Source organism: Vibrio tasmaniensis, from assembly GCF_024347635.1.
GTDB classification, from domain to species: domain Bacteria; phylum Pseudomonadota; class Gammaproteobacteria; order Enterobacterales; family Vibrionaceae; genus Vibrio; species Vibrio tasmaniensis.
In genome coordinates this window covers 566,298-590,216 of record NZ_AP025511.1, presented here as the reverse complement: position 1 = coordinate 590,216, position 23,919 = coordinate 566,298, and the positions used below count along the sequence as shown (strand labels likewise).

26 protein-coding genes and 2 pseudogenes are annotated in these 23,919 nt (G+C 43.1%); 18 read left to right on the top strand and 10 right to left on the bottom strand.

The features are described 5' to 3' along the window. Positions 1-389: 389 nt before the first annotated feature. From OCV44_RS16955 to OCV44_RS16925, 7 genes are all read left to right on the top strand, one after another. Positions 390-650 (top strand): DUF5062 family protein, encoded by a 261-nt coding sequence (locus OCV44_RS16955; RefSeq protein ID WP_009845972.1) that lies wholly within the window; start codon positions 390-392, stop codon positions 648-650. 467 nt (positions 651-1,117) lie between these two features. Beyond that, entirely contained in the window at positions 1,118-1,651 is a 534-nt protein-coding gene (gene ectA, locus OCV44_RS16950) for a diaminobutyrate acetyltransferase (protein WP_139683684.1), read from the top strand. Positions 1,652-1,686: 35 nt separating this feature from the next. Next, positions 1,687-2,952, top strand: a complete 1,266-nt coding sequence (gene ectB, locus OCV44_RS16945) for a diaminobutyrate--2-oxoglutarate transaminase (RefSeq protein WP_102248727.1) — start codon at positions 1,687-1,689, stop codon at positions 2,950-2,952. 13 nt (positions 2,953-2,965) lie between these two features. Next, on the top strand, positions 2,966-3,352 hold the full coding sequence (locus tag OCV44_RS16940; RefSeq protein ID WP_009845969.1) for an ectoine synthase: 387 nt from the start codon (positions 2,966-2,968) through the stop codon (positions 3,350-3,352). 79 nt (positions 3,353-3,431) lie between these two features. Further along, on the top strand, positions 3,432-4,856 hold the full coding sequence (locus OCV44_RS16935; RefSeq protein ID WP_139683685.1) for an aspartate kinase: 1,425 nt from the start codon (positions 3,432-3,434) through the stop codon (positions 4,854-4,856). Between the two features lie 230 nt (positions 4,857-5,086). Beyond that, positions 5,087-5,710: an HAD family hydrolase gene (locus OCV44_RS16930; RefSeq protein WP_139683686.1), complete on the top strand. Its 624-nt coding sequence runs from the start codon at positions 5,087-5,089 to the stop codon at positions 5,708-5,710. 56 nt (positions 5,711-5,766) lie between these two features. Further along, a complete protein-coding gene (locus OCV44_RS16925) occupies positions 5,767-6,606 on the top strand; it encodes a hypothetical protein (RefSeq protein ID WP_139683687.1) in 840 nt (279 codons plus the stop codon). 99 nt (positions 6,607-6,705) lie between these two features. Here OCV44_RS16925 and OCV44_RS16920 read toward each other — a convergent pair whose 3' ends face one another. After that, complete coding sequence (locus OCV44_RS16920; RefSeq protein WP_139683688.1) at positions 6,706-7,263, bottom strand: sugar O-acetyltransferase; 558 nt, start codon at positions 7,261-7,263, stop codon at positions 6,706-6,708. 152 nt (positions 7,264-7,415) lie between these two features. Then, entirely contained in the window at positions 7,416-8,414 is a 999-nt protein-coding gene (add, locus tag OCV44_RS16915; RefSeq protein WP_139683689.1) for an adenosine deaminase, read from the bottom strand. A 120-nt stretch (positions 8,415-8,534) separates the two neighbouring features. On the opposite strand from add, the gene OCV44_RS16910 reads away from it, so the two are divergent. The 4 genes from OCV44_RS16910 to OCV44_RS16895 all read left to right on the top strand — a co-directional run bounded on the left by OCV44_RS16910 (position 8,535) and on the right by OCV44_RS16895 (position 12,786). Then, positions 8,535-9,470, top strand: coding sequence for a LysR substrate-binding domain-containing protein (locus OCV44_RS16910; RefSeq protein WP_139683690.1), 936 nt, complete (start codon positions 8,535-8,537; stop codon positions 9,468-9,470). 118 nt (positions 9,471-9,588) lie between these two features. Then, positions 9,589-11,043: a glutathione synthase gene (locus OCV44_RS16905; protein WP_139683691.1), complete on the top strand. Its 1,455-nt coding sequence runs from the start codon at positions 9,589-9,591 to the stop codon at positions 11,041-11,043. Positions 11,044-11,215: 172 nt separating this feature from the next. Beyond that, complete coding sequence (locus OCV44_RS16900; protein WP_139683692.1) at positions 11,216-11,734, top strand: TetR/AcrR family transcriptional regulator; 519 nt, start codon at positions 11,216-11,218, stop codon at positions 11,732-11,734. Beyond that, the gene (locus OCV44_RS16895; protein WP_139683693.1) at positions 11,731-12,786 is read left to right on the top strand and encodes an alcohol dehydrogenase family protein; all 1,056 of its coding nucleotides are present in this window, start codon (positions 11,731-11,733) and stop codon (positions 12,784-12,786) included. The genes OCV44_RS16900 and OCV44_RS16895 overlap by 4 nt, the downstream gene beginning before the upstream one ends. A gap of 87 nt (positions 12,787-12,873) precedes the next feature. Here the strand turns inward: OCV44_RS16895 and OCV44_RS16890 are convergent. From OCV44_RS16890 to OCV44_RS16875, 4 genes and pseudogenes are all read right to left on the bottom strand, one after another. Beyond that, positions 12,874-13,125 (bottom strand): annotated as a pseudogene (locus OCV44_RS16890) (peptide ABC transporter substrate-binding protein); the annotation flags it as partial. Positions 13,126-13,127: 2 nt separating this feature from the next. Then, positions 13,128-14,138: a Gfo/Idh/MocA family protein gene (locus tag OCV44_RS16885; protein ID WP_139683694.1), complete on the bottom strand. Its 1,011-nt coding sequence runs from the start codon at positions 14,136-14,138 to the stop codon at positions 13,128-13,130. Positions 14,139-14,251: 113 nt separating this feature from the next. Next, a complete protein-coding gene (locus tag OCV44_RS16880; protein ID WP_139683695.1) occupies positions 14,252-15,151 on the bottom strand; it encodes a homocysteine S-methyltransferase family protein in 900 nt (299 codons plus the stop codon). Positions 15,152-15,287: 136 nt separating this feature from the next. Further along, positions 15,288-15,485 (bottom strand): annotated as a pseudogene (locus OCV44_RS16875) (IS110 family transposase); the annotation flags it as partial. 91 nt (positions 15,486-15,576) lie between these two features. On the opposite strand from OCV44_RS16875, the gene OCV44_RS16870 reads away from it, so the two are divergent. From OCV44_RS16870 to OCV44_RS16860, 3 genes are all read left to right on the top strand, one after another. Further along, positions 15,577-16,404, top strand: coding sequence for a TIGR02391 family protein (locus OCV44_RS16870; protein WP_108192308.1), 828 nt, complete (start codon positions 15,577-15,579; stop codon positions 16,402-16,404). Between the two features lie 62 nt (positions 16,405-16,466). Then, positions 16,467-16,814, top strand: a complete 348-nt coding sequence (locus tag OCV44_RS16865) for a DUF3024 domain-containing protein (RefSeq protein WP_139683696.1) — start codon at positions 16,467-16,469, stop codon at positions 16,812-16,814. A 72-nt stretch (positions 16,815-16,886) separates the two neighbouring features. After that, positions 16,887-17,588, top strand: a complete 702-nt coding sequence (locus OCV44_RS16860) for a lipoate--protein ligase family protein (RefSeq protein WP_139683697.1) — start codon at positions 16,887-16,889, stop codon at positions 17,586-17,588. 168 nt (positions 17,589-17,756) lie between these two features. On the opposite strand, the gene OCV44_RS16855 is transcribed toward OCV44_RS16860, so the two are convergent. Both OCV44_RS16855 and OCV44_RS16850 read right to left on the bottom strand, forming a co-directional pair. Then, complete coding sequence (locus tag OCV44_RS16855) at positions 17,757-18,566, bottom strand: SDR family NAD(P)-dependent oxidoreductase (protein ID WP_139683698.1); 810 nt, start codon at positions 18,564-18,566, stop codon at positions 17,757-17,759. 392 nt (positions 18,567-18,958) lie between these two features. After that, entirely contained in the window at positions 18,959-19,801 is an 843-nt protein-coding gene (locus OCV44_RS16850) for a DMT family transporter (RefSeq protein ID WP_246091693.1), read from the bottom strand. A gap of 265 nt (positions 19,802-20,066) precedes the next feature. Between OCV44_RS16850 and OCV44_RS16845 the strand changes: the two genes are divergently transcribed. The 3 genes from OCV44_RS16845 (at position 20,067) to OCV44_RS16835 (ending at position 21,883) form a co-directional block, all read left to right on the top strand. Next, the gene (locus tag OCV44_RS16845; protein ID WP_139683700.1) at positions 20,067-20,456 is read left to right on the top strand and encodes a VOC family protein; all 390 of its coding nucleotides are present in this window, start codon (positions 20,067-20,069) and stop codon (positions 20,454-20,456) included. Between the two features lie 51 nt (positions 20,457-20,507). After that, the gene (locus OCV44_RS16840; protein WP_139683776.1) at positions 20,508-21,032 is read left to right on the top strand and encodes a hypothetical protein; all 525 of its coding nucleotides are present in this window, start codon (positions 20,508-20,510) and stop codon (positions 21,030-21,032) included. A gap of 290 nt (positions 21,033-21,322) precedes the next feature. Continuing rightward, a complete protein-coding gene (locus OCV44_RS16835; RefSeq protein ID WP_139683701.1) occupies positions 21,323-21,883 on the top strand; it encodes a sugar O-acetyltransferase in 561 nt (186 codons plus the stop codon). 115 nt (positions 21,884-21,998) lie between these two features. On the opposite strand, the gene OCV44_RS16830 is transcribed toward OCV44_RS16835, so the two are convergent. After that, positions 21,999-22,496, bottom strand: coding sequence for a hypothetical protein (locus OCV44_RS16830; protein ID WP_139683702.1), 498 nt, complete (start codon positions 22,494-22,496; stop codon positions 21,999-22,001). Between the two features lie 139 nt (positions 22,497-22,635). After that, positions 22,636-23,202 carry a dihydrofolate reductase family protein gene (locus OCV44_RS16825; RefSeq protein WP_139683703.1) on the bottom strand — a complete coding sequence of 189 codons (567 nt, stop codon included), beginning with the start codon at positions 23,200-23,202 and terminating at the stop codon, positions 22,636-22,638. Between the two features lie 61 nt (positions 23,203-23,263). Between OCV44_RS16825 and OCV44_RS16820 the strand changes: the two genes are divergently transcribed. Next, entirely contained in the window at positions 23,264-23,833 is a 570-nt protein-coding gene (locus OCV44_RS16820; protein ID WP_139683704.1) for a TetR/AcrR family transcriptional regulator, read from the top strand. The last annotated feature ends 86 nt before the right edge of the window (positions 23,834-23,919 follow it).

Here is a 23,919-nt window from a genome sequence, read left to right as displayed (position 1 = left end):
TCTTCAGGAAGTGATTATTAATAAGAGATCCATTGCTTATTGTTATTTGCCTCGTCAATGTTATTGGAATTAACATTGATACCTAATGCAAATCTACCAATCGTAGTAAATAACTGGTCACCCTAGCTTGCTAAAACGCTCAATAACGGCGTTAAAATTTTTGATTGTAGAATAACTACTTATCGAAACGTCTTGTCGAAAAGAGCTGCCTTGTTCTCAAGCTTTTTCCCTACGCTATGATTGATCACTTACTTACTGTGACTGGTATAAATGATGATTAATTTTATGTTATTTATCAAAGCGGCTCCTCAAACTGAGAGCGAAGTAATCTTGTGAGTTTTTCGGTTTGATATACTCAGTGTTCATTCGATTAAGATGATGGAGATGATATGTCGAAAACCGCGAAGATCATTAATGAAGATAAATTGCTCAAGAAAGCTCTGGAAGTCGGTTCTAAAATGGCAAAGTTACAAGGCTTTGATTTGCCACACTCATCTCAACCTATAAAAGTTAAGGCTGTGTACTTGTTTCTTGTTGGAGTTAATCAGATCACGCCTTTACCTGAAAGTAAGCTTGATGGCGCGAACATTAAAAAGCGCCTAGCGTTATGGATACACAAGGCACTGCCTGATAATGATCCTTTAAAGTAATTCGCGTTGAACTCAATTGATTCAAACTCGTTTCTTTTGATTACCAGGCAATTGATTTTATTTGAGAAACCTAGCTATCACACGCTAGGTTTTTTTTTGTTTTAGGTATCTGCGTTTCAATAATAGAGCCTCAACCGACTCTTGTGAGAGTGTGACGGTTCATTTCCTTCCACATTGGATTCGATAGTTTTTTGATTCCGGGTATTTCCCGAATAGGCACTTGAACGCCGTATTTTACGAATTGCACTAACGATTTTCTTTCGTCTATTTCCTTCAAGACACTCAGTTTTATACCGTCCTAATAAATACATTAGAACTCAAAGTATTATTAAATACATGCAACAGGTCTTAAAGTGTGATCTGAGTCGCTAAAATTTGATTTTAAGAGTTAAGGTGTTGATCTTTGTGTATGGAAAATGCTCATAATTAAAAGGAATTTAATTAGAGTTCAAAGGAAATGTCTCGGTATGATTACGTCAGCGCCTTGGGTTCTGTATCCAGAGGTTGTAGAAAAGATGATTGAAAAATGGAATTTTCGTGAGCCAGAAGTTTCGGATGGCAACAACATTTATCAATTAATTTCAGAGTGCCCTCCATTAGATACTAACTCTTCATATTGCAATTTTTTGCAGTCTACTCACTTTAGTAAAACTTGTATTTTAGTGGAGCATAAAGGTGACCTTGCTGGCTTTATTTCTAGTTACCAAAAGCCCTGTGAGCCCAATGTTCTCTTTATTTGGCAAGTGGCGGTGGCGCCTAAGTTTAGAGGCAATGCTTTAGCCTACAAGATGCTGAACACCTTACTTAAACGAGAGGGTCTAAAGAGCATTGAAGCGATAGAAACGACTATCACTGAATCAAACCAAGCGTCTTGGGCATTGTTCAAAAAGCTGGACGAAAAAAACGGTAACACCGGGAAAGTGACTATTTTCTTAGATGAAAATCTTCACTTTAACGGGCAGCACGATACCGAATACCTCTATCGAATCCTCCTTAAATAATCAAACACTTATAGGAATTAAATAACGGCATTATCATGGATATTTTTAAAAAGCAGGAATCTAACGTACGTTCATACTCGAATAGTTTTCCAGTTACTTTTAGTAAATCAAAAGGTTGCTGGCTTGAAACGAAACAAGGTGATCGTTACATCGATTTTCTTGCTGGAGCAGGATCTCTCAATTACGGTCACAACAACCCAATACTTAAGCAAGCCTTACTTGATTACATTGAAATGGATGGGATTACGCACGGCTTAGATATGCATTCAGAAGCCAAAGCTGAATTCTTAGAAGCACTTACTCGCTTAATTCTAGAACCACGAGATCTCAATTATAAAGTTCAATTTACTGGCCCAACAGGAACCAATGCCGTTGAAGCCGCGATTAAATTGGCTAAAAAAGTGAAAGGCCGAAGTAGCATTGTAGCGTTTACCAATGGTTTTCATGGTTGTACTGCAGGTGCACTGGCTGCTACGGGTAACCAGCATCATAGACAAGGCGCGGGTTCAAACCTGAACAACGTTACGCGTTTGCCATTTGAGGGTTACGCTGGCATTGATGGATTAAAATTGTTCGAAACGATGTTAGCTGATAATTCTGCCGGTATGGATAAGCCAGCAGCCGTCTTATTGGAAACTGTTCAAGGTGAAGGTGGATTGAATGTCGCTTCAAATGAGTGGCTACAGCGCTTGAATAAAATTTGTAAAGCCCACGATATCTTACTCATTGTCGATGATATCCAAGCGGGTTGTGGTCGAACGGGTACGTTCTTTAGCTTTGAACCATCAGGTATCAAGCCAGATATAGTCACGCTGTCTAAGTCGATAAGTGGTTATGGCTTACCGATGGCCGTCGTTTTATTAAAGCCTGAATTAGACAAATGGCAGCCGGGAGAACACAACGGTACCTTCCGTGGTAATAACCATGCGTTCGTTACCGCTACGAAAGCGATAGAAATGTATTGGTCAAATAATGATTTTGAAAATCATATTCAACGTAGTTCAAGCATGGTCGATGATGTCATTCAACGCAATATCAAGCGTTTCCCAGAGCTATTCGTTCAACGCAAGGGACGTGGAATGATGATTGGCATTGAATGTAAAGATGGAAACACGGCTGACGAAATTGCCAAAACGTGTTTTGAAAACGGTATGGTCATTGAAACAGCTGGCCCTAACGATGAAATAGTGAAGTTCTTTTGCCCACTGACGATATCTGAATCGGAACTGATGCAAGGTTTAACCATCTTCGAAGATTCAGTAGAAATTGTAGCAACTAAGTATTTCAAGAAAGTATCGTAATAGGGACAGTAAAATGATTGTTAGAACACTTGATGAATGTCGCAATAGCGAAAGACGTATTGTTTCGGATAATTGGGAAAGTACTCGCATGTTGTTGAAAGATGACAACATGGGTTTTTCATTTCATATCACGACAATTTATGAAGCGACGGAAACACATATTCATTACCAAAACCATTTAGAATCAGTATATTGCATGAGTGGTGAAGGCGAAATTGAAGTGGTTGGGGGTGAGACTTATCCCATCAAACCTGGGACGCTTTATATCCTTGATAAGCACGATGAACACTATTTACGTGCGTATAAAAACAAAGAAATGGTTATGGCGTGTGTATTCAATCCGCCAATTACTGGCGCTGAAGTTCACGATGAAAACGGCGTTTATCCTCTGGTTGATTAACCGACTTTTTCTGGGGTGAAATCTCACCCCAATTTCCATTTATCTAGTCTTTATTACTTCTCTATAACTAAGGTCTTTTATGACATTTACCGTAGAAAAAATCGGCGGTACATCCATGACAGCATTTGATGCTGTGCTCGACAATATTATTCTCCGCCCGAAAAATCCGTACAATCGAATTTTTGTTGTGTCTGCTTATAGCGGGATGACAGATGCACTTTTGGAGTGCAAAAAAACAGGCAAGCCAGGTGTTTATCAATTGATCGCAATGCGTGATGATTCTTGGGAAGAAGCGTTATCTTACATTGAAAGCCGTATGTTATTGATCAATGAGCATATTTTTGCAGATCCTATGAATCGTGCGCGTGCTGATAAGTTCATCCGGTCGCGTATTTCAGAAGCGAAGAACTGTATTACAAATATCCTTGAAACGTGTCAATACGGTCAGTTTTCATTGAGGCATTACTTGCCTCAGATCCGCGAGTTTCTCTCTTCAATTGGCGAGTCACATAGTGCGTACAATACGGCTCTTAAATTGAAAAATATTGGCATTAACTCAACCTTTGTTGACCTTTCTGGTTGGGATAACAAGACTCCTCAGAGTTTGGACGATACCATTAGAGACGCTTTTTTAGACATAAATGTGGCTGAAGAGCTACCTATAGTGACGGGTTATGCCTATTGTAAAGAAGGTTTGATGCATACTTATGATCGTGGTTACAGTGAGATGACGTTTAGCCGTATCGCGACTATGACTAAGGCATCACTGGCTATTATTCATAAGGAGTATCACTTTAGTTCGGCCGATCCAAAAGTCGTTGGGGTTAGCTCAGTTAAACCAATTGGAGCGACTAATTATGATGTTGCCGATCAGTTAGCAAACCTTGGTATGGAAGCTATTCATTCTAATGCCGCAGCAGGGTTGCGCGAGAGTGGAATCGAACTACAAATAAAAAACACTTTTGAGCCAGAGCATGAAGGTACACTGATTTCTTCAGATTACCGCCCTGACACCAATCAGATAGAGATTATTGCCGGAAAGCAGAAAGTATATGCGTTGCATGTATTTGATCAGGGGATGGTCGGTAAGGCTGATAACGTCAGTTATGAACTAATGGAAATTATCGCGGATGCAAGAGTTAACCTTATCGGAAAAGAGATGAATGCTAACTCTATTACGTATTATCTAGGCGGCAGTTCAGAAAGTTTAAATAAGGTGTTTTATAAGGCAGAGAAGCGATATCCGAAAGCATCTATTTCGGGACGTATGGTCGCTATCATTTCGGCGATCGGCTCTCAAATTGACACCAATAAAACGCTAGCGAATGGTGTATTGGCTTTGATGAGCAATAGTGTTACGCCCATTGCGTTACATTCGTCGATGAGAAACGTGAATGTACAATTTGTTGTGAGTGACGATAAGTATCAAGAGGCCATTTGTGCATTACATGAAGAGTTTTTTGAACAAAAGCAAAAGGTCACATCATCCGTGAATGCAGCTTAAATAAAGATCGGTGAGCCTATCCCATCTGCTAAGTGAACGTTTTAGCTGTAGGGTTTGAGGCTGCAACAAATTCTGCGTGAAGGCCATTTTTATGATGGCCTTTTTCGTACCTGCTCGATGACATATTGTGATTTCAGTCCTCATTTTGTAAAACAAGGTTATGAACTTTTAGGTGCGGCATTTAATGTCGGTGTTGTTGTTATTTCACGCGAATAATTCAGGAGTAAGGTATGAGTTCTCATCAAATAAAAAATGTGGTGTTTGACGTCGGCAATGTGATTGTACGTTGGTCGCCGCTAGAAATTACTCGCCTGAATTTCGGGGAACTTGATGATCTGGAAACCCAAGCGCGTTCAATTTTCCAAAGTACGATTTGGTTGGATTTGAACAAAGGGTTCTTAACCGAAAATGAAGCCAAACTTCGCTACCAACAAGAGTTAGACTTATCTTCATTAGAGTGCGAGCGCCTGTTCTACTACGTAAAGCAAACGCAGATCTTACTGTACGGTTCTATTGACCTCATCAAGCAAGTAAAACGAGCAGGTTATGCCGTGTATGCGTTAACCGATAACGTGGTTGAGATTGTTGAGTACCTAAAAGCCACCTACGAGTTTTGGCCACTGTTTGATGGTGCAACGGTATCGGCAGAGTTGGGCATGCTCAAGCCTCAACCTGAAATTTATCATGCTCTACTATCACAACATGGTCTTGATGCTTTAGATACGGTGTTCATTGATGATATGCCCTCTAACGTTGAAGGGGCAAAGGCTGTAGGTATGGCCGGTATCCAGTTTAGTGATGTGTCTCAGTGTGAAAGAGAATTGCTTGCACTGGGCATTGATTTGAATCGTTAACGGATTTGATGATTTCGGGTTAACGATTTAACTCTTTTTTCTAAGGGTTCAACAAGATGAAAAGATACTCAGTAAGATCAATGATCACTTTTTTGGTTCTCGCTTTATCTGGATTGGTTCTTATTATGGCTGCAATACTGCAGATGCAAGTTGAAGAACCCTGCCATAATTGCTATGAATCAGATAAAGGGCAGTTTAAGTATGTCCTTTACGATGGAACCTCACCTTCGATAATTCCAAGTATTCACAACGAGCTATTGCTCAAACAGGCTCCTTTGATGAAGAGCTTTGGCCTTGATTTAATACCAGTCATAACGGTGAGAGTATGGCAAAGCCAAAAGGCTTACTTAGATGAGCAGGAGCGTAGCATTGGGAAGCGATACGCGTTTTCTACAGGCTATATCGACCCTAAAAGCAATGAAATTAGGCTGCTCTATTTTGGTGGTGAGATCCATAAAACCGCACTGCATGAGTTCGTACATTTACTGACTCTGCAAGTGAATCCGAACTTTGCGAATAATCCGCGTTGGTTGTGGGAAGCTATCGCTATCTACAAATCTGAAGATTATTGGTTTCACGTCAATAACAGGACTGCCATCAGTCGCCGTTTCGATGGGCTAGTTCAGGACTTATACCATAAGCCAAACAGTAGCTCAGCTGTTTATGAGCTTGGCTATACGGTCGGTGAGTTTATTGAACGTTCATGGGGAGAGCGGGCGTTTGTTGATCTCATTAAAAGCAATGGGGATCCATCACAGTTTACCGACCAGCCAATAGAATCGCTGTTTTCTGATTGGGAAAAGTTCGTCAAAACCACGTACTTGAGTGGCCCGAAAAGTGAGTATGAAAAGGCCATGGAACGAAATCCATTCGATAGAAGAGACACGTCTAACTAATCAAAAAAGAGGTGATGTTTTATATGAACATCGCCTCTTTTCCATTTGTTGTTCTAAGTGGCTTCATTCTACTGATACGTTTTATTCTTCTATTTAGCTTTATTGTTCAGTATTCAGATGTCGAATCAACTTGGCTGGTGTACCGCCGTATAGGCAATCTGGTGGTACATCACTGTTGACCACTGAGTTGGCTGCGATAACTGAGCGAGCCCCAATAGTCACGCCTTGGTTGATCACTGAATTACCGCCAACCCACACATCATCTTCGATTGTTATTGGTAAACAGAAGGTTTCCCATTTACGGCGGCTACGGTAATCAAGGGAGTGTGATGGCGTATAGAATTGGGCATTTGGTCCAATTAAAACATTGTTACCGATCTTGATGTTCGCACCATCTAGCATTACTACGTTCATATTAATGAAGGTGTCGTCGCCAATCTCGATGGTTTTTCCAAACTCACAATGGAAAGGAGGACGCACAACACTGCTGCCGATTTTGCCAAATAGATTTGCTTGAAGGCTCGGTTGTTGAGTGTCGTCGGAACATTGATTGAAATCTGACAGAGCTTTACTTGCATGAGTGCGCATTTGGTCAATCTCATGATCGGCACCGTCAAAAACTTCGCCAGACAGCATTTTTTCGAGTTCTGTTTTCATTGTTTATATCTTCCGAATCAATATCGGTATTAGCATACTTATATACAGAAATAAAAAAAGAGAAAAGCCTCAGCCTTTCTCTTCCTGTTTTGTGCTTTAAGCACTAATGCTAAGTGAGCTCTGCTATTCAGCAAAAGGCGCACTTTGCCAAATTAGATTTGCTCAACGAAACCCATTAGGTGTTGTTTCACTTCGTCTGAAGCAAAAGCGCTCTCTACAGAGTATTTGTAGATCTCTGCGTAGTCTTCTTGTGTTAGAGCGAACGTTTCACACACACGCTTCACTTCGTTGGTCATGGTTGTGTTCGACACAGTACGGTTGTCTGTGTTGATCGTAACAACGATGCCGTCTTTCTTGAATTCAGCAATTGGGTGGTCGCTGAATTTGTGAATACATTTAGTTTGCACGTTACTTGTTGGGCAAGTTTCAAGCGCAACCTGTTTCTCTTTAACGATGTTGTACGCGTCTTCGTTACCTTGGATATGAACACCGTGGCCGATACGTTCAGCGTCAAGCATTGTCACTGCATCGTAAACGTTTTGACCGTGCCATTGCTCGCCAGCGTGCACGGTAATGCGGTAGCCTTTTTCAAGAGCGTATTGCGTGTATTCAGGGAACTCAGCACAGAAGCCTGGCTTTTCGCCGCCTGCGATATCAAACGCCACAACACCTTTACCTAGGTAGGGTTGGCCTGCGTCGATTACGTCTTTGATAGAATCTTTAGGGAACATACGAAGCACAGACATGATGTAGTTGCCTTTGATGTCGTATTTATCTTCAGCGCGCTTCATGCCTTTTACTGCACTTGCAATGATCGTATCAAGAGACAGACCTTTATTTACGTGCAGGATTGGCGCAAAGCGAACTTCTAGGTACTTAACGTTTTCTAGTGCAGCGTCTTCGTATAGCTCGAAAGAGATACGTTCAATTGCTTCTTCAGTCTGCATTACTTGTAGTGGCAGGCTGAAACAAGCTAAGTACTCATCTAGGTTTTTGCAATCTTCTGGCACCGTTAGAGATTGAACAACCGCGTCGCGATCTTCAGGTAGTTCGATATTGTACTGTTTTGCTAGGTCAATAATCGTATCTGGGCGAACACTTCCGTCTAGGTGGCAGTGTAAATCAATCTTTGGTAGTGCTAGAAAATCCATGAGTATTCCTTAATTCTATTATTATTTGAGCGTGTTAACTCACATGCGCTAAATTTACCAAGACAATGATATGATTTAAAGTGACAATTAATCATCATTAACCTGAATTTAGGGAATATCATGGTAGATGTTAAAAGCTTACTTAAATGCGATATGAATTTGCTGCTTTGCTTACACGTTCTGATTGAAGAGCGCAGCGTGAGCAAAACGGCAGAGCGACTCTTTTTGAGCCAGTCTGCGGTAAGTAAACAGCTCACCAAGCTCAGAGCTTTGTTTGATGATCCGCTGTTTGAGCGAGAATCCAAAGGGCTATTCCCAACCCCTAAAGCACTCGCATTAGCACCTAAGATCCACCAAATCTTGCTGCAGATCGAAAAACTAACTGTTCCCGAAGTTTTCGATCCTAAAGACAGTGAGCGTACTTTCACTATAGACCTTGTCGAAACCGCCTACACGGCGATCTATCCGCACTTTATGCCGACAGCGCTTGCTGATGCACCGCACATCACCATCAACAGTTCAACGTGGAGCAGCGACAGCTTCAAGCGCTTACTCAAACGTGAAGTGGATTTTGGCATCGGTATCTTTGAGCTAGATGAGCGCGCTTCTACCCATGTGCAGTGTATCCCTGACGAGTTGGATTACGTGGAACTGTGCTTGGATTATTCTGTATGTTTGATGCGAAATGACCATCCAGCCTTACAAGAAGAGTGGAACCTCGACACCTTCTTGAAGTACCGACACATACAGTTGGTGACGGGCGGAGCGGGGGATTGGCTTCTAATGGAAGTTCTAAATTCCAAGCAATTGGAAATCAACAAAGCCGCTAACGTGTCAGACATCACCAGTGCCATTAAATTGTGTAAGCAGAGTGATCTGTTGATGTGTTATCCATACAACTCGGTACGCGATTACATTGATAGCGGAGAGTTGGTGATGAAGCCGGTTCCGGTCGATTTAGTTCCGGGAGGCTTGTTCCTGTTATGGCATAAATACTTCGATTCAGAACCGAGCCACAAATGGCTACGAGAGTTGATTATCGAGCAGATACGTTAATTTTTTTCAATTTGGCCTTCTGAAAGTCAAATGAATGAGTAAAAAACAGAGTTTATTTCGTCTTTTGGAATCAAGCTTCGTCTTATTTTAGGTGCTATTTTTTATTAGAAGATGAGATATGACAACTTCACTGTTACCACAACAAATTATTGAAGACGCGTGTGAGTGGGCGATCATGCACGGTGTCGCGTTTCGCCAGTCAGATAATACCGCGAGGCATTGTCCTTTCAGCATTGCTCCTATGACCATGGAGCGTGAGGTGTATGAACACTTGTTGAAGGTGACACCGTTGATCACTAAGTTAATCAGCAATGTTTCTGAAGATCATGATTTCTTGCAGTCGTCATTGAGTGATATGGCCAAGGCTGATCCGTTTTTTGGCCGTTTGATGGAGCTACATCAACAAGCACATAGCGATCTGTCTCATCGTCTTTATCCTGCTCGCCAACCGTTGTTGTTAATGCGTACTGACTTCATGGACGATCGCCAACACGGTGCGAAAGTGATTGAGTTTAATGGCATTGCAGCAGGGATGGCACCATTTGGACAAAAGGCTACAGAGTTCCATGATTACATGCAAAATCAATGGCCTGAGACTTATCAGAGCTGGCTAGAAGATCAGTCGGCAACACCTGCAGAGAACCAAGGTTTAACCCAGCTAGCTTATGGGATCGCTAATGCTGCAAGGCAAGTTAAAGCGGACTTCAATGAGCAAGGCAAACCGGTTTTCTTGATGGTGGTACAGAAGAACGAAGACAACGTTTATGACCAACATTTACTTGAAGTCGAGCTACAAAAGCAGGGTGTACGTACGGTTCGCCGTACTTTTGAACAACTGAGCTGTCAGCTTTCTTCTGGTGATAACCAACGCTTGTTACTGCAAGATGTCGGCGCGGTTGATGTGGTCTACCTAAGAGCGGGCTATCAGTATTCAGACTACTGGGCACCAGAACTCAACGAATCGGTTTGTTGTCATACACTAAGCCAAACGCGCGTGTTTATGGAACAACACCATGTCGCAATGAACGCGACCATCAGTCAACAATTAGCGACCAGTAAAACCATGCAAATGCTGCTGACCATGATGCCAGCATCTGAATACGCACGCTGGGGTTTAACGCTAGCAGAAGCCGAACTGGTGAAGAGTGTATTGGCCGATATGAAGCCAATCACCAGCGAGTCGATTGAATGGTTTAACACGCAAGCTGATAAGCAAGAATGGGTGCTGAAAAACCAAGGCGAGGGCGGCGGCCATTGTGTCTTTAGTGACGACATCAGCGAACAATTGAGCCAACTTAAGCCACAAGAGTACGACGCATGGGCATTGATGCAACGGTTGTATCCACACGAACGTGATGTGCCAACCATTGCGGTGCGTGACACTCAACAAACGCTAGTGACAGACTTAGTCAGCGAAGTCGGTTTGTTCACCGCCTATTACCAAGGTAAGCCAGTCACTCAACTTGATGGTTATGCGGGATACTTGATTCGCAGTAAACCTGCTAGCGAGAACGAAGGTGGAATCCACAGTGGAAAAGGGATTTTGGATTCGTTGGTGTTGATTGAGCCCTAGTCTCATTAAGCATTAAGTAAGTCGCTTTGATAACTGAAATCCCGCTCCTACTTGGTTGCGGGATTTTTCGTTTATAGGACGACAAAAAGATCTTATTGACATGGGTAGAATGATCGCTCTACCATGTATGTAGAACAATCATTCTACTTTTGGTTAGGTATAAGAGATCAGCATGCTAAGAGAACAAATTGCAGAGAGCCTTGAGGTTGCGTTTAGCCAGCATGGTTTTGCAGAGCCGAGTGTGGCTCAACTAAAGACGGCATGTAATGTCAGCCTACGTACGCTCTACAAACATTATCCATCGAAAGAAGCGATGATAGTGGGCGCCTTAGAGCACCGTCATCACCGCTACCTAAATTTCCTATTAGAAAATGCGCCTGCTGATGGCCTGGCATCCATACTGGATATCTTCGACAAGTTACAACAGTGGATGGAAGAGTATGCACCACACGGTTGTATGTCGATGAATGCGATGGCGGCTTTTCCTGACAACGAGATAATTAATCAAGCTGTTACTGAACATAAACGAGAAGTAAAAGCACTTCTGGGGAAGCAGAGTCAACGAGACGATCTGTCTTCAGAGCTTTTTCTACTTCATGAAGGTGTATCAAGCGCGTGGCCAGTATTAGGCGAAGAAGCGGTGGTATCAGCACAGAATATGGTGACAAAATTACTCAAGGAAATACGATGAAATTCGAACTACCGAAAACAATGAAAGGCGTAGAGATGTTGGGTCATGGCGGAGCAGAAATGCTTGGCTACCGTGAAGATATCGCTGTTCCTCAAATTGAATCTAATGAAGTGTTGATCAAGGTGATGGCCGCAGGTGTGAACAACACCGACATCAACACACGAATCGGATGGTACTCAAAAAACGATGATTCAGACGACGCCAGTTGGTCGGGTGAAGCGCTAAAGTTCCCTCGTATCCAAGGTGCTGACGTGTGTGGTTTAATCGTGGCAGTCGGCAATGAAGTCTCGGCTGATCGTATTGGTGAGCGTGTTCTTATTGAACCTTGTTTAACGGAAGTGTACGGACGAGATCTACCACAGCCATGGTATTTTGGCTCTGAGTGCGATGGTGGTTTTGCTGAGTACACAAAAGTGGCAGCGAAACACGCTTATGCGGTGAACAGTTCTATGTCGGATGTAGAGTTAGCGTCTTTCCCATGTTCTTACTCAACAGCAGAGAACATGCTGACTCGCGCAAATGTGGCTGAAGGTGATCGCGTGCTTATCTCCGGAGCATCGGGCGGTGTGGGTTCAGCGGCGATTCAATTGGCGAAAGCACGCGGTGCTTACGTGATTGCAATTACTAGCCCAAGCAAGAACCAACAGTTACTTGAATTGGGTGCTGATGAAGTGATTGCTCGTGACGCTGATTTGGTGGAAGCATTAGGTGTAAATAGTGTGCATGTGGTTATCGATTTGGTTGCCGGTGACAAGTGGCCAGAGTTTCTTGAAGTCCTAAAATCGCATGGTCGTTATGCCGTCTCTGGTGCGATTGGTGGTGCGATGGTCGATCTCGATGTTCGCACTCTGTACCTGAAAGACCTTAGTTTTTTTGGTTGCACGGTTTTAGAGCCTCAAGTATTTCAAAACCTGGTTAACCGTATTGAGAGACAACAGATTGGCGCAATTGTCGCGGAGTCTTTCCCATTGGCTGACATCCATACTGCACAAGACGAGTTCTTGAAGAAAAAACACGTCGGCAAGATAGTGTTGGAAGTGGCTCAGAGATAAAGTAACGGTACGCGACACTAGACTCGCTCCATTACGTGAAAGTAGGAAAGGCTACCAAACTTGTCTAGTCATAAATCACAAATGGTTGACCCACAATTCGACTCGATTGAGAATGGGCGTGCTGTGTGAATAGGCGCTATTGCGGCTTAATCTCAACATCTTGCTTGAGAATATGTCTAATGAGAACGCGCCAGAACCAATCAACCTATCAGTCGGTGATGAGGGATCAAATACGGAGGCTTCAACTCTGGAAAGTAAGCGCGGTAAATGCCAATCTGGTTGATTCAATTTTACGACAACCACATTACCAGTCGAGACAGAGACCTCATCAATTTGCTTTCCTAACGACGAGGTTGAGTTAAATGTGGATAGTTAGAGTCAATGAGTGCCTTTTCCATCGTATCGAGAACTTGAGAGGTTATCTCTGAGCTTAGGATATCCGACTCAGTTTTGCCTTGAAGCACCAATCCTGAAAAATGGTCGATTTCAAATTCGAATCCATTCCCCGTCACTTGGTTGGTGATGGTCGACTTTTTCCCTTGATGTTCAATGTCAATAAAGGCCGGATTCCACCATTTCTCGTGGATGGTGATCTTGGTATCAGGCCCACTCAAATGTGCTGTTCGGGGAAGGTTCTGCACCGTTGATGCCGATATTTTTCCGTTCATATCACCAGAGAATGTAAAGCATGCATCGGTATCAACATTCGCCCCCTCATAAAGACACGACATCTCTACCTGAGGTTTTGAAGGTTTCACAACTAGCGTTCGACACAGATCGTAGAAGAACCAAAGCCCATAGACCCCAACATCGAGCGTTGCTCCGCCTGACAAATCCGGATTGAAGATAAACAAGTCGGGCTCATAGTCGTGATGGTTACCAAAGCTGGCTTCGATTGAATCTATCTGAATGTTGTTGTCGACCAAGAATGATTGGAGCTCACGATACGCGGGAAACACCACGGTTTTCATCGCTTCTAGCAACATCACACCATTTTGATTTGCGAGAGCTTTCATCTCCAGCCAATCACCAAGATTAGTGAAAGCCGGCTTCTCAACCAATACGTGTTTTTTATGGCTTAGAAACAGTTGGGCGAGTGGCTGGTGGTATGGGTGAACCGTAGCGATGTAAACCGCTTCAACACTTGGGTCATTCGCCATCTCTTCATAAGACCCATAAGCCTTGTCGCAACCAAACTTATTGGCGAACGTAGCTGCGCGTGAGTGATCCCTTGCGGCAACGGCATACAATTCACCATGCAGACAGTGCTCGGTTACAGCTGTTGCGAATCGATTGGCGATATTGCCTAGCCCTGCGATACCCCATTTAATTTTACGCTGCGTGTCGCTCATCAGTTGCTCCAAATCGTTGTTTTGTATCAGTGTACTCAGAGACGCCACATACAAATAGAGAACAGATTTCTCAACCTGTTCTCTATTTATTTTATTCTAGTTGAAGCTCTGGATCAGCTCTGTGTGGAGCGTTTCCAAGCGGCTAGGGCTTTAATGTGTTTTGGCCCGATGCCACAACAGCCACCGACAATATTCGCTCCCAGCGCGTGCCAGCGTTTTGCGTAAACTAAATAACCTTGACCATCCAGTTCACGTATCTCTTGAAGCATATCATTTGCTTCATGTTCGCTACTGATCGGTGCAAAGTTATTGGCGTAGACACCTATTTCTAAATCACTGCCTAGCTCACCAATCACTTTCTTAGCATCAATAATGGCTTGATCCATCACTTCTGGCACTGAGCAGTTAAACATAATGCCTGTCGCGTTTGATTGGCACGCAAGTTTGATGGCGTCTATTACGCTTTCGCCAGAACGAATGCTGGCAGAGTCGCTCTTGGTGTCTTCCAAGCTAAAGGCGTAATAACACGGTTTGTTTGATTGCTTGAGTACCGCATGAATTGATTCGAATTCTTGCAGGCTACAGATGGTTTCTGCTATCCAAAGGTCGATGTTCGGGTCTTGTGCATCGTAAAGCGTTTGGATGATTGGCGCGGCCTCTTCGACCTTAAATAAGTCTGGTCGGTAGCTGCCAAATGGCGGTGGAATCGCGCCCGCCACTTTCACTGTGTGAGAAGCATTGTCAGCAACTGCTTTAGCCAGTTCGCCAGATAGTGCAGCGAGTTCAAAGCCTCGTTGTTCAAAGAGCTCTTCACCCAAATGAAAAGGCACACACGCGTAGCTATTGGTGATCAAGATTTCAGCACCTGCATCGACAAAGTTTTGATGCGCTTGGCTGACAAATTCGGGTGCTTCAATCAGCGCTTGAGCACTCCAAAGCGGTTGAGAAAATGGCGCGCCAATTTCTTTGAGTTCTCGGCCCATGCCGCCATCAAGTATGGTTAGTGTTTTCATATTCAATACTATCTAAACAATTGCTGAAGTTCTGCCGCCACCATATCAGACAACCTTGTCAGACAGAAGCCATCAATACCCTGTGTTAGCGAGAAAAGGTGTCGGACTGTTTTAGAGATAGCCACGGCATAATTTAGATCGCTCTTTGACAATAATGTGCACTACCACACGCATCAATATCTATACGCATGAGTGGCATATTTGCTATTGTAGTCAGCAGTTTAGAGCGAGTTACCGACTTATGAAGTAAGACTTTACCGTTTTGGTCTATGGCATGAAGGCTAAAGTGGTTCTTAGCTCGGGCGATACCGCAGAAATAAGAATAATCAGGCATGGTGCCTCCGATGCATTTAAGTACCACATAAGTGTGGCAGATCCTCGGGAGGGGGAATCCGTGTCATTCGTTATATTTTTTAAGGTTATTTATGGCAAGAGTAGAAAGTTTAGATTTTAGTGTGGTGGAATCTATTTGCCGATTACTTGGTGATACTTCTAGTGGTTTTACTGGAACAGAAATAGGAAAGTTACTTTACGAATCTGGTATTGAAGATATTGATTCAGCTAATACCAAATGGAAAAGGTTGAACTCAGCATTAGCAAATAAACAAATGATTGACGGGTGCGCTAACAATGTTTTGGCTTTTATCCAAAATGCGATTAATCCGGCTCGTCATTACAATAATTTAGAATGGTTTAATGATACTCGGTTCCAATTAAACCAGATTCTCAGTTTTGCTGGTTTCAATATTGGCGAAAATGGAAAGTTAGGCACAGTAACTAAATCGAATACGATCAGTGAAGCTGCCGCAAGGGCTTATAAATTAAAGGATCATTTAGTCTCTCGTAATGTCCATCCCGATGTTCTGAAATACTGTAAAGAAGAATTAGTTGTAGATAATTACTTTCATGCTGTATTCGAGGCGACTAAAAGTGTAGCTGATAAAATCAGAAATAAAACAGGTTTAACTTCTGATGGTTCAGCGTTGGTTGATGAGGCTTTTTCTTTTAAGCAAGTACCGCATTTAGCATTAAACTCTTTAGTTAGTGAAAGCGAGAAAAGTGAACAAAAAGGCTTTATGAATTTACTAAAAGGGCTATTTGGTACATTTCGTAATACTACAGCCCATGCACCAAAAATCACTTGGACTATAGAGGAAATTGATGCATTAGATATCCTTTCTATGGTCTCTTTGGTCCATCGCCGATTAGACAAAGCTGTCCAGGCTAAAATGATGTACGAATCAAAAATATAACAAATGCGTACGACTACTTTTACGTCGTAAACTGAAGTTGATTAATAGCTTAGGTAACTGATATGGCATTCTCTGAAATCGAACAAAAACGATATGAAAAAACAGTTGAGATCTATCTGGACTCTCGTCGACCACCTGTAGAAATTAGGGACCAGTTAGATTTAGGATATCGAGTGAATGGGCAAGCAATAGAAATATTCGAAGTTCGCCCGAAATGGAACGACCCAAGTGAAAAAATGGAAAGTCCTATAGCCAAAGTGAAGTACTACAAATCACGTAATGAGTGGGCAATCTATTGGATGAAATCTGATTTAAAATGGCACATTTACGAACCGACAGCAGAGGTGAAGAGCCTTGAGGCGTTTTTTGAGGTTCTAAATGCGGATGTGTACGGAAGTTTTTGGGGATAACTAGCCCTATCTATAATCAACCATCCCAGAACGCTAAATATTAGGTCACCACAATCTGTAGAGGAAAGTGCTTTGAAGTTAACCAATAAACTCGTACGTTACCCGCACATTGATGTTGATCGTGCGTTTGAAAAAGAAGATGAGTTATTGCAGCAAATACAGGCCGGTGAGATTGGACAAGCCTTAATGCTCTGGCAAGCAAAAACACCGACACTCGTTTTGCCTGCAGGTAAAAAGTGGCCAGTGACGTTAGAGTCTAGAAAGCAACTTGCGGCACAAGGCTGGCAACTCACCTCGCGAAAAACAGGTGGCGCTCCCGTTCCCCAACTGCCGGGGATCATTAACCTATCGCACATTTACCATTGGCCTCGCGATGAAGCCTACAACATCCAAAAAGCGTATCGACATTTATGCGATGTATTAACCCTGTTTTTTAAAGAACTGGGCATCGATGTGGATGTACACGCAACCCCCGGATCTTATTGTGATGGTGACTACAACCTCAATATCAATAAACAAAAAATAGTGGGTACTGCGCAGCGTGTATTGCTTAAACAAGGGGGCGGCCAAATTGTACTTTCGCAAGCTTGTATCTTGTTAGATGCCGACCTAGAGAACATCGTTGCGCCTGTGAATTTTTATAATCAAATTTGCGATAACCCGACCGTGGTGGATGCGCAGGTTCATACACTGTTGTCCGCGCACTTGACGAGCCTTCCCAACGTAGATTCACTCTTTCAGCGGTTAAGCCAAGCTTTCATCAAGTATGCGTAATGTCTTCCTTTCGCTAACACCAGTTAACTTGTCGGGTGGATGAACCAATTCAATTATATCTAAATATTGCTGGAGTTTGGTCGTAACCACATCAGACAACTTTGGGTTGTGGAATGCCCTATATACGGAGCACTCATTGTATCTGGCTAGGGAGAGTCGAGTTTTTAACTAAAGCTTATCTGTAAGCAACTGGTCGAGAGTCGTCACCAGTTTCTGATTTTTATCCGAATTTAATGCATCGGCATGGGGATCTTTAAATAGCCCGGAGTCATTATCAAAATATTTCCCAGAAGCGTTAGAAAACTCTTCCGATAGTGCCGCTCGGCACAAGATATCAGCGCCTATTCCCAAGTCATTGCCTTCCAAACCATACGCATCTTTAACCAATTTACTGCCAAGAAATGAGGCTGGATTAACGGGAATGATTAGGGGCCCTTGATCTCCTAATTGGTGCGCAAGATGGATTGACCACATAGTTAACGCCAACTTACTTTGTGCGTAGATGGGGCCATCTAAAGCGTCAGGATTTGGGCTGACAAGCGCCTCGAGATCGACCGATGACTGAGCAGCTGAAGATAGATTGACGATGCGACCGTTGGCATCAAAAAGTGGTAGCAGCTTTTGAGTCAGTAAATAAGGGGCAATGGTGTTGACGCTAAATCGGACATCGAGATTGTCTTTGGTAGTGATCTCGGAAACTTTGTAGACGCCGGCGTTGTTAATGAGTACGTCGAGCTGTTCATGCTTCGACTTTATTTGGTTGGCGAGCGCTTCAACTTCAGAAAGAGAAGAGAGATCGGCAACATAACTTTCGATAATCGCATCCTTGGATAATCGAGAAAGGCCGGCTTCTACTTTGCTGAGTTTGGTTGGGTTACGTCCATGGATAAGGATGTGATGCCCTTGTTGGGCTAACATTTTCGCGGTCTCTAAACCGATACCATCTGTCGCACCTGTAATCATGATCTTTTTTCGCATCTTCCTTCCTTGAATAAAGAGTCCGGATAACTTTTATAACAAAGTTTCATTGCACAAAGTTTCTACTACTTCACATGCTGAGATATGGAAAGTACGGATGTGTATTGCTATTGAGAAACCGTGAAACAAAGGTCTGGTTTAAAAAGCAGAGTACTGTTTTTCAGGGGTTGCTAAGATTATTTGCTATCGAATACCACTCATATTAAAAAGCCTCCACTTCAACTAAATTTGTTAGTTGAAGTGGAGGCTTTGCCCATGCAGCAATATATGGCAGACCAACGGTTTCTATTGGTTAAATCGTCATCTAATTAGCGTTCTGACGTCGTTCAAATAAGTACGGTTAAGATTTTTAAGTGTTCATTTCTGATCTGCTAAGGCCTATTGGGAGCTGATTAACGAGCTCCTCTCGCCGCTCGTTTTTGCTTCGCACTCTCTATCATCTTAGAAGGTGTCATACCTGTCACTAACATGGTGCCAGTGATAACCAGAATTGAACCAGTAATCGTATTGATGCCAATTGCTTCATCTAAGAATAAGTTACCCCAGAGAATACCAAATACCGGAATGATGAAGGTCACGGACAGGGCTGAAGGTGCGCCGAGTTCAGAGACTAGATTGAAGTAAAGTAGATACGCTAACCCAGTACATACCGCGCCTAATAAGATAACTGATGTAGTGATCGTAATGTCGGGTGTTTCTCTCATCGGAATAAAGAATACAAATGGTAAAACCAGCAACACCGCAGCCCACATGCTGCCATGAGCATTGTTGAATGCCTCAACTTTAGGGGCTTGTTTCGTATAGTTTGACGCTATTCCGTAGCTAAAGGCCGCCATCACTGCTGCAAAGATAGGAAGCATAGCCTCACGGCCAATGTTCATTGCATCCCAACCGACTAACACGCCAACTCCCGCTACCCCAATCCCAAGTCCTAATAGAACTTTCGCCTCAAGTGCTGTTTTGGTCCATATCGCACCAATGATTGCCGCCCATATTGGCGCGGTAGAGTTTAAGATGGCGAGTGTCGAGGCGTTCAGTGTTTGAGCCGAATAAGCGAAAAGCAAAAAAGGAAGTGTGGTGTTAAACAGCCCGAGAATGAAGAAGTGTTTCGCGTGCTCATGAAAAGAGATCTTCTTTTTTAAATAGAAAGAAACTAAAAGCAGAGTCAGTGCTGCGAACAGAACTCGGGCCTCAATCAAGACTGCGGGCCCTAATGGATTAGCCGCCATTCTCATGAAAAGAAACGAGCCTCCCCATATAGCCGCAAGTAGTATCAGTTTTAAAAAGCTCACAGTTTGAATCTCAGATTGTGTAAAACACCAACTATGGATCAAAGCTATGTATTGCACAAATTTAGATGTTAATACTGTGCTACTAATGTTGGTATTTTGATAGCGAAAATAACCATTAAACAGGAACACTTTTGATGAATTATGTTCTGTTTATCCTTCCTTGTTTGGCGAGTAATCTAGTCTCATACGTAAACATTAGGTGATTAAAATGAAGATTGAACATATCGCGATTTGGACCAAACAACTTGAAACACTTAAACGCTTTTATGAAGATTACTTTGGCGCGACGTCTAACCAGAAATATCATAATCCAACCAAAGGTTTCTCTTCTTACTTCTTGTCTTTTGAGAGTGGTAGCCGATTAGAAATAATGGAAATGGACTCGGTTCCTGAATCGAAAGACGATATCTATGACCAGTTCACTGGCTTCATTCATATGGCTATTTCATTAGGGTCGGAACAAGCAGTCGATCAACTGACTCAACGCTTGGTCGAAGACGGTTATGAGCGATTAGATGGCCCAAGAAGAACAGGCGATGGCTATTATGAGAGCTGTGTGATCGATCCTGATGGTAATCGCTTGGAACTTACCGTTTAATGTAGAGACTTAATTGAGTTACTCATCTACAAACGGAACTGAGGTATGACAATGATGAAGCTTGCTGTGACTTTCCTTTTTAGTCTTGGGCTTATGGGATGTGCTACCTCAGAACCTGTGTATGAACCAGAAGCTGACTCGAAGCCTGAACCATCAAAGCCAATAGGCTACCTCGGTTTTAAAGCTCACCAAGAGTGGGCCATTCAATTTAACGACTGTACGGTCTATGATCTAACGGGCGCACAACCTTACCAGTGGTTTGATCGCACTTCAGCCTCTGTGAGCTGTTATACGTTTAAGCCAAACGATGCTATCAAGCCTCTGTTGGTTTACTCCAGTGCTGATTTCAACAGCAATAAACTCACCCCGATTAATCGCTTTCAAGATCTGCAGGTATCAAAGTCAGGCTGGGGCAGTTTTCCTATCGTCTATGAGACAAACGGCACCAACTGGCTGAAAGTCAAAGAGGGTTGGATTCACCTCACACTTGCTGATCAAACGCTCGTACAGTTCTACTCCGGAACTCAAGACCAATCTGGAAAATCACAGCACGATCAGTATTTTGAGCAGCATTAAGAACAAACTTTAGTTCAGCGAAAGCAAATGCCCCTATTAAATTAGTTGGGGCTAATTGAATCGAGAACTACTGACTGTTTGGTGATTCGCGACTCAGTTTTCCCGCGTGTCTAGGCTCAATTAACTGTGAGTGAATTTCATATTTAGCCTACAAAAAGTGATGGGCTACGCATCTCTGAAATCATGCTCAAACCTTGCTTACTCCGCTTTATTAGATATGCGATATTGCGTTCTTTGGTCGTTGAATTGACCACCAGTAGGTAAGTAATGTGAAAGAGCAGGTAAGTAACGTGAAAACAGAAAAACAAAAAATGCTAGCAGGCGAACCTTATCAGGCTTGGGATAAAGAGCTTTATTCAGCGCGAATTGAGTGTAAGAAAACACTTCAAAAACTCAATAACAGTATTCCAGACACACCCGAATGGGAAGCGGCCACGCAAGAGCTTATTCCGGGCTGTGAAAATGCGCACTTAGAACCGCCATTTCGTTGCGACTATGGCTCAAACATCAAGCTGGGTAAGAACTTCTACGCTAACTTTAACTGCGTGATTTTGGATGTAGCCGAAGTGACCATTGGTGACAATGTGCTGCTTGGGCCAAATGTACAGATTCTAACGGCAGGTCACCCACTTGATGTGAAAGGCCGAGTTGAAGAGGGCGTTGAGTTTGGCACACCGATCAACGTCGGCAACAATGTTTGGCTTGGCGGCGGTGTAATCATCTGCCCCGGTGTCACCATTGGCGAAAACAGCGTTATTGGCGCAGGCAGTGTGGTAACTAAAGACATCCCAGCCAATGTGGTTGCTGTGGGTAACCCATGTAAGGTTTTGAAAGCGATCGATAACGACTAGCGTCGAAACCTAATTAGAGCTCGAACTATTGGGGGGCATTTCAGCTTTGGGCTTTATTTTAACTATTCTTGCTAGTAAACCGAGTCAACGGGAGGTAGCTGGAAACAGTAGAATGCTAAAAACCGCCCGCCCAAGCATCAAAGTCATCAATGTTGTCGAGTTCTTGTTGGCTTCTTGGGGCTGGGTAATAAGGTAGGGCTAATCTCACAACAGAAGGGAGCAGCTCCCATTCCGGTGTCATCTTCAGGCGTTTCAATTCGTCGTTAAGGTGCACAAACATGTAGTAGCCGTCGGCATGCGTGTTGGCGTAACTCGCTATTGTCGCTATCTCCCCACTAGTTAACTTTATATCACGACCCAATGGGTAAAGTTGGTGTAGCGCAAAACTGACTTTAGGATCTTGCAGCTTGCCTTGCTTAAAGCGTTCTAGGCCGATAGCAGTTGAGGTCGTGCGAGGTTTCCAACCTGTCAGGAACAAGCCACTCAAGCTATCTTGGAATGGCTTTCCCTTTCGATTGCCTTCATTGCTAATGAATTGAACCGTCAGATTGTCTCCCGATTCTTCCAGAATTTCTAAAAACTGTTCACCAGTGCGATCGACTAAAAGCTTCATAAGACCCAGATACCATTAAGAATGAGATACGATAAATGGTACTACTTTAGGGGAGGTTTTGGTAGGGACTATAAAGGTTATGCAGCGTGAACACTGTTTTCAGTGTTGATCGTTACATTCCCTTTATATGAACAATAGCTTAACGCTTACGTAAGTAATGCGTTTGCACTATCTCATCAAGGTATGTCGTGACGCCTTTCAATGTAAAGTCGAGAGGAGAAACTAAGTCACCAAACAGCGGAGAACCACCACCAAGAACGACAGGAATCGTCGAGATGATCAGCTCATCAATCAGGTCTTCTTTGAGGAAATTTTGAATGGTGACGCCGCCATCAATGTACAGGTTCTTTAGGCCCTTTTTATTCAAATCCGCGACAATTTGTTTAAGCTCGCCCTTCATCAAGAATACTTTACTTTCCAGTTCCTTAGGTACTTTCGTCAAGGTGTTACTCAATACATAGACAGGCTTGATGTAAGGCCAATCAATGCCGAAGCTCAACACCATATCCATCGTGTTGCGGCCCATGACCAAAGCATCAATACGATCAGTATGGGCGTTGTAACCCATGTCATCGCCTTCTGGGTTTGGGATTGCTTGTAGCCAGTCTAGATCACCTTGTTTGTCTGCAATGTAACCATCTAGACTTGCACCGATAAAGACAATATTTGACATTTTTAACTCCGAAATTGAACAGGAACTTGGCATTTGCACAGTAATAAATTAAAATATTCTACAGTGTAGAATATTGAGTTTAAAAGGTGGTGTTATGACTGTCAAGGATCAAAAACGAGGTCGACCAAAGAGTGGATCAAGCCAACTCAGCGCTGAGAAGATCTTAGATACAGCAAAAAGCATGATGCGCGATACTGGAAAAGTGCCGAGTATTCGAGGGCTCGCGACAGAACTCGGTGTGGATGCGATGGCGATTTACCATTACTTCAAGAATAAAAACGATCTCTTGGAGTCGATTACGGTCTCTTTGGTAAGAGAAGTCGTGCTGCCTCAGCAAAACCAAGTGTGGCAAGAGAATCTTTATCAACTCAGTGTAAGTTATTTATCTGTATTGAATGACTATCGTGGATTGTTAGAAACCCTGCTCACAATGAAATCTCTGGGCCCCGTTGAGGTGTTTAGCGAGCGCTTTGAAGCGGTGTTGAGCCCTTTGAATCTAACTGCCGAACAAACCGAAAACGCCCTTCATTTGCTGGTGGACTATCTGCATGGCTACGCGCTAGCACTGAGCTGCAATCCAGATAGAATTCAGATCACTGTTGGGATGGTAAGAAAGCCTTTAAGCCTTTATTGCTTGGGTATCGAACAGCTGAAATCGCAGTAATTTCAGAACAAAGGTTAAATGGAGAAGGGAGGGTTTTGGTGTTGTGTTACTCACAATGGATCGTTGATGTTTCATTTATACTGGAT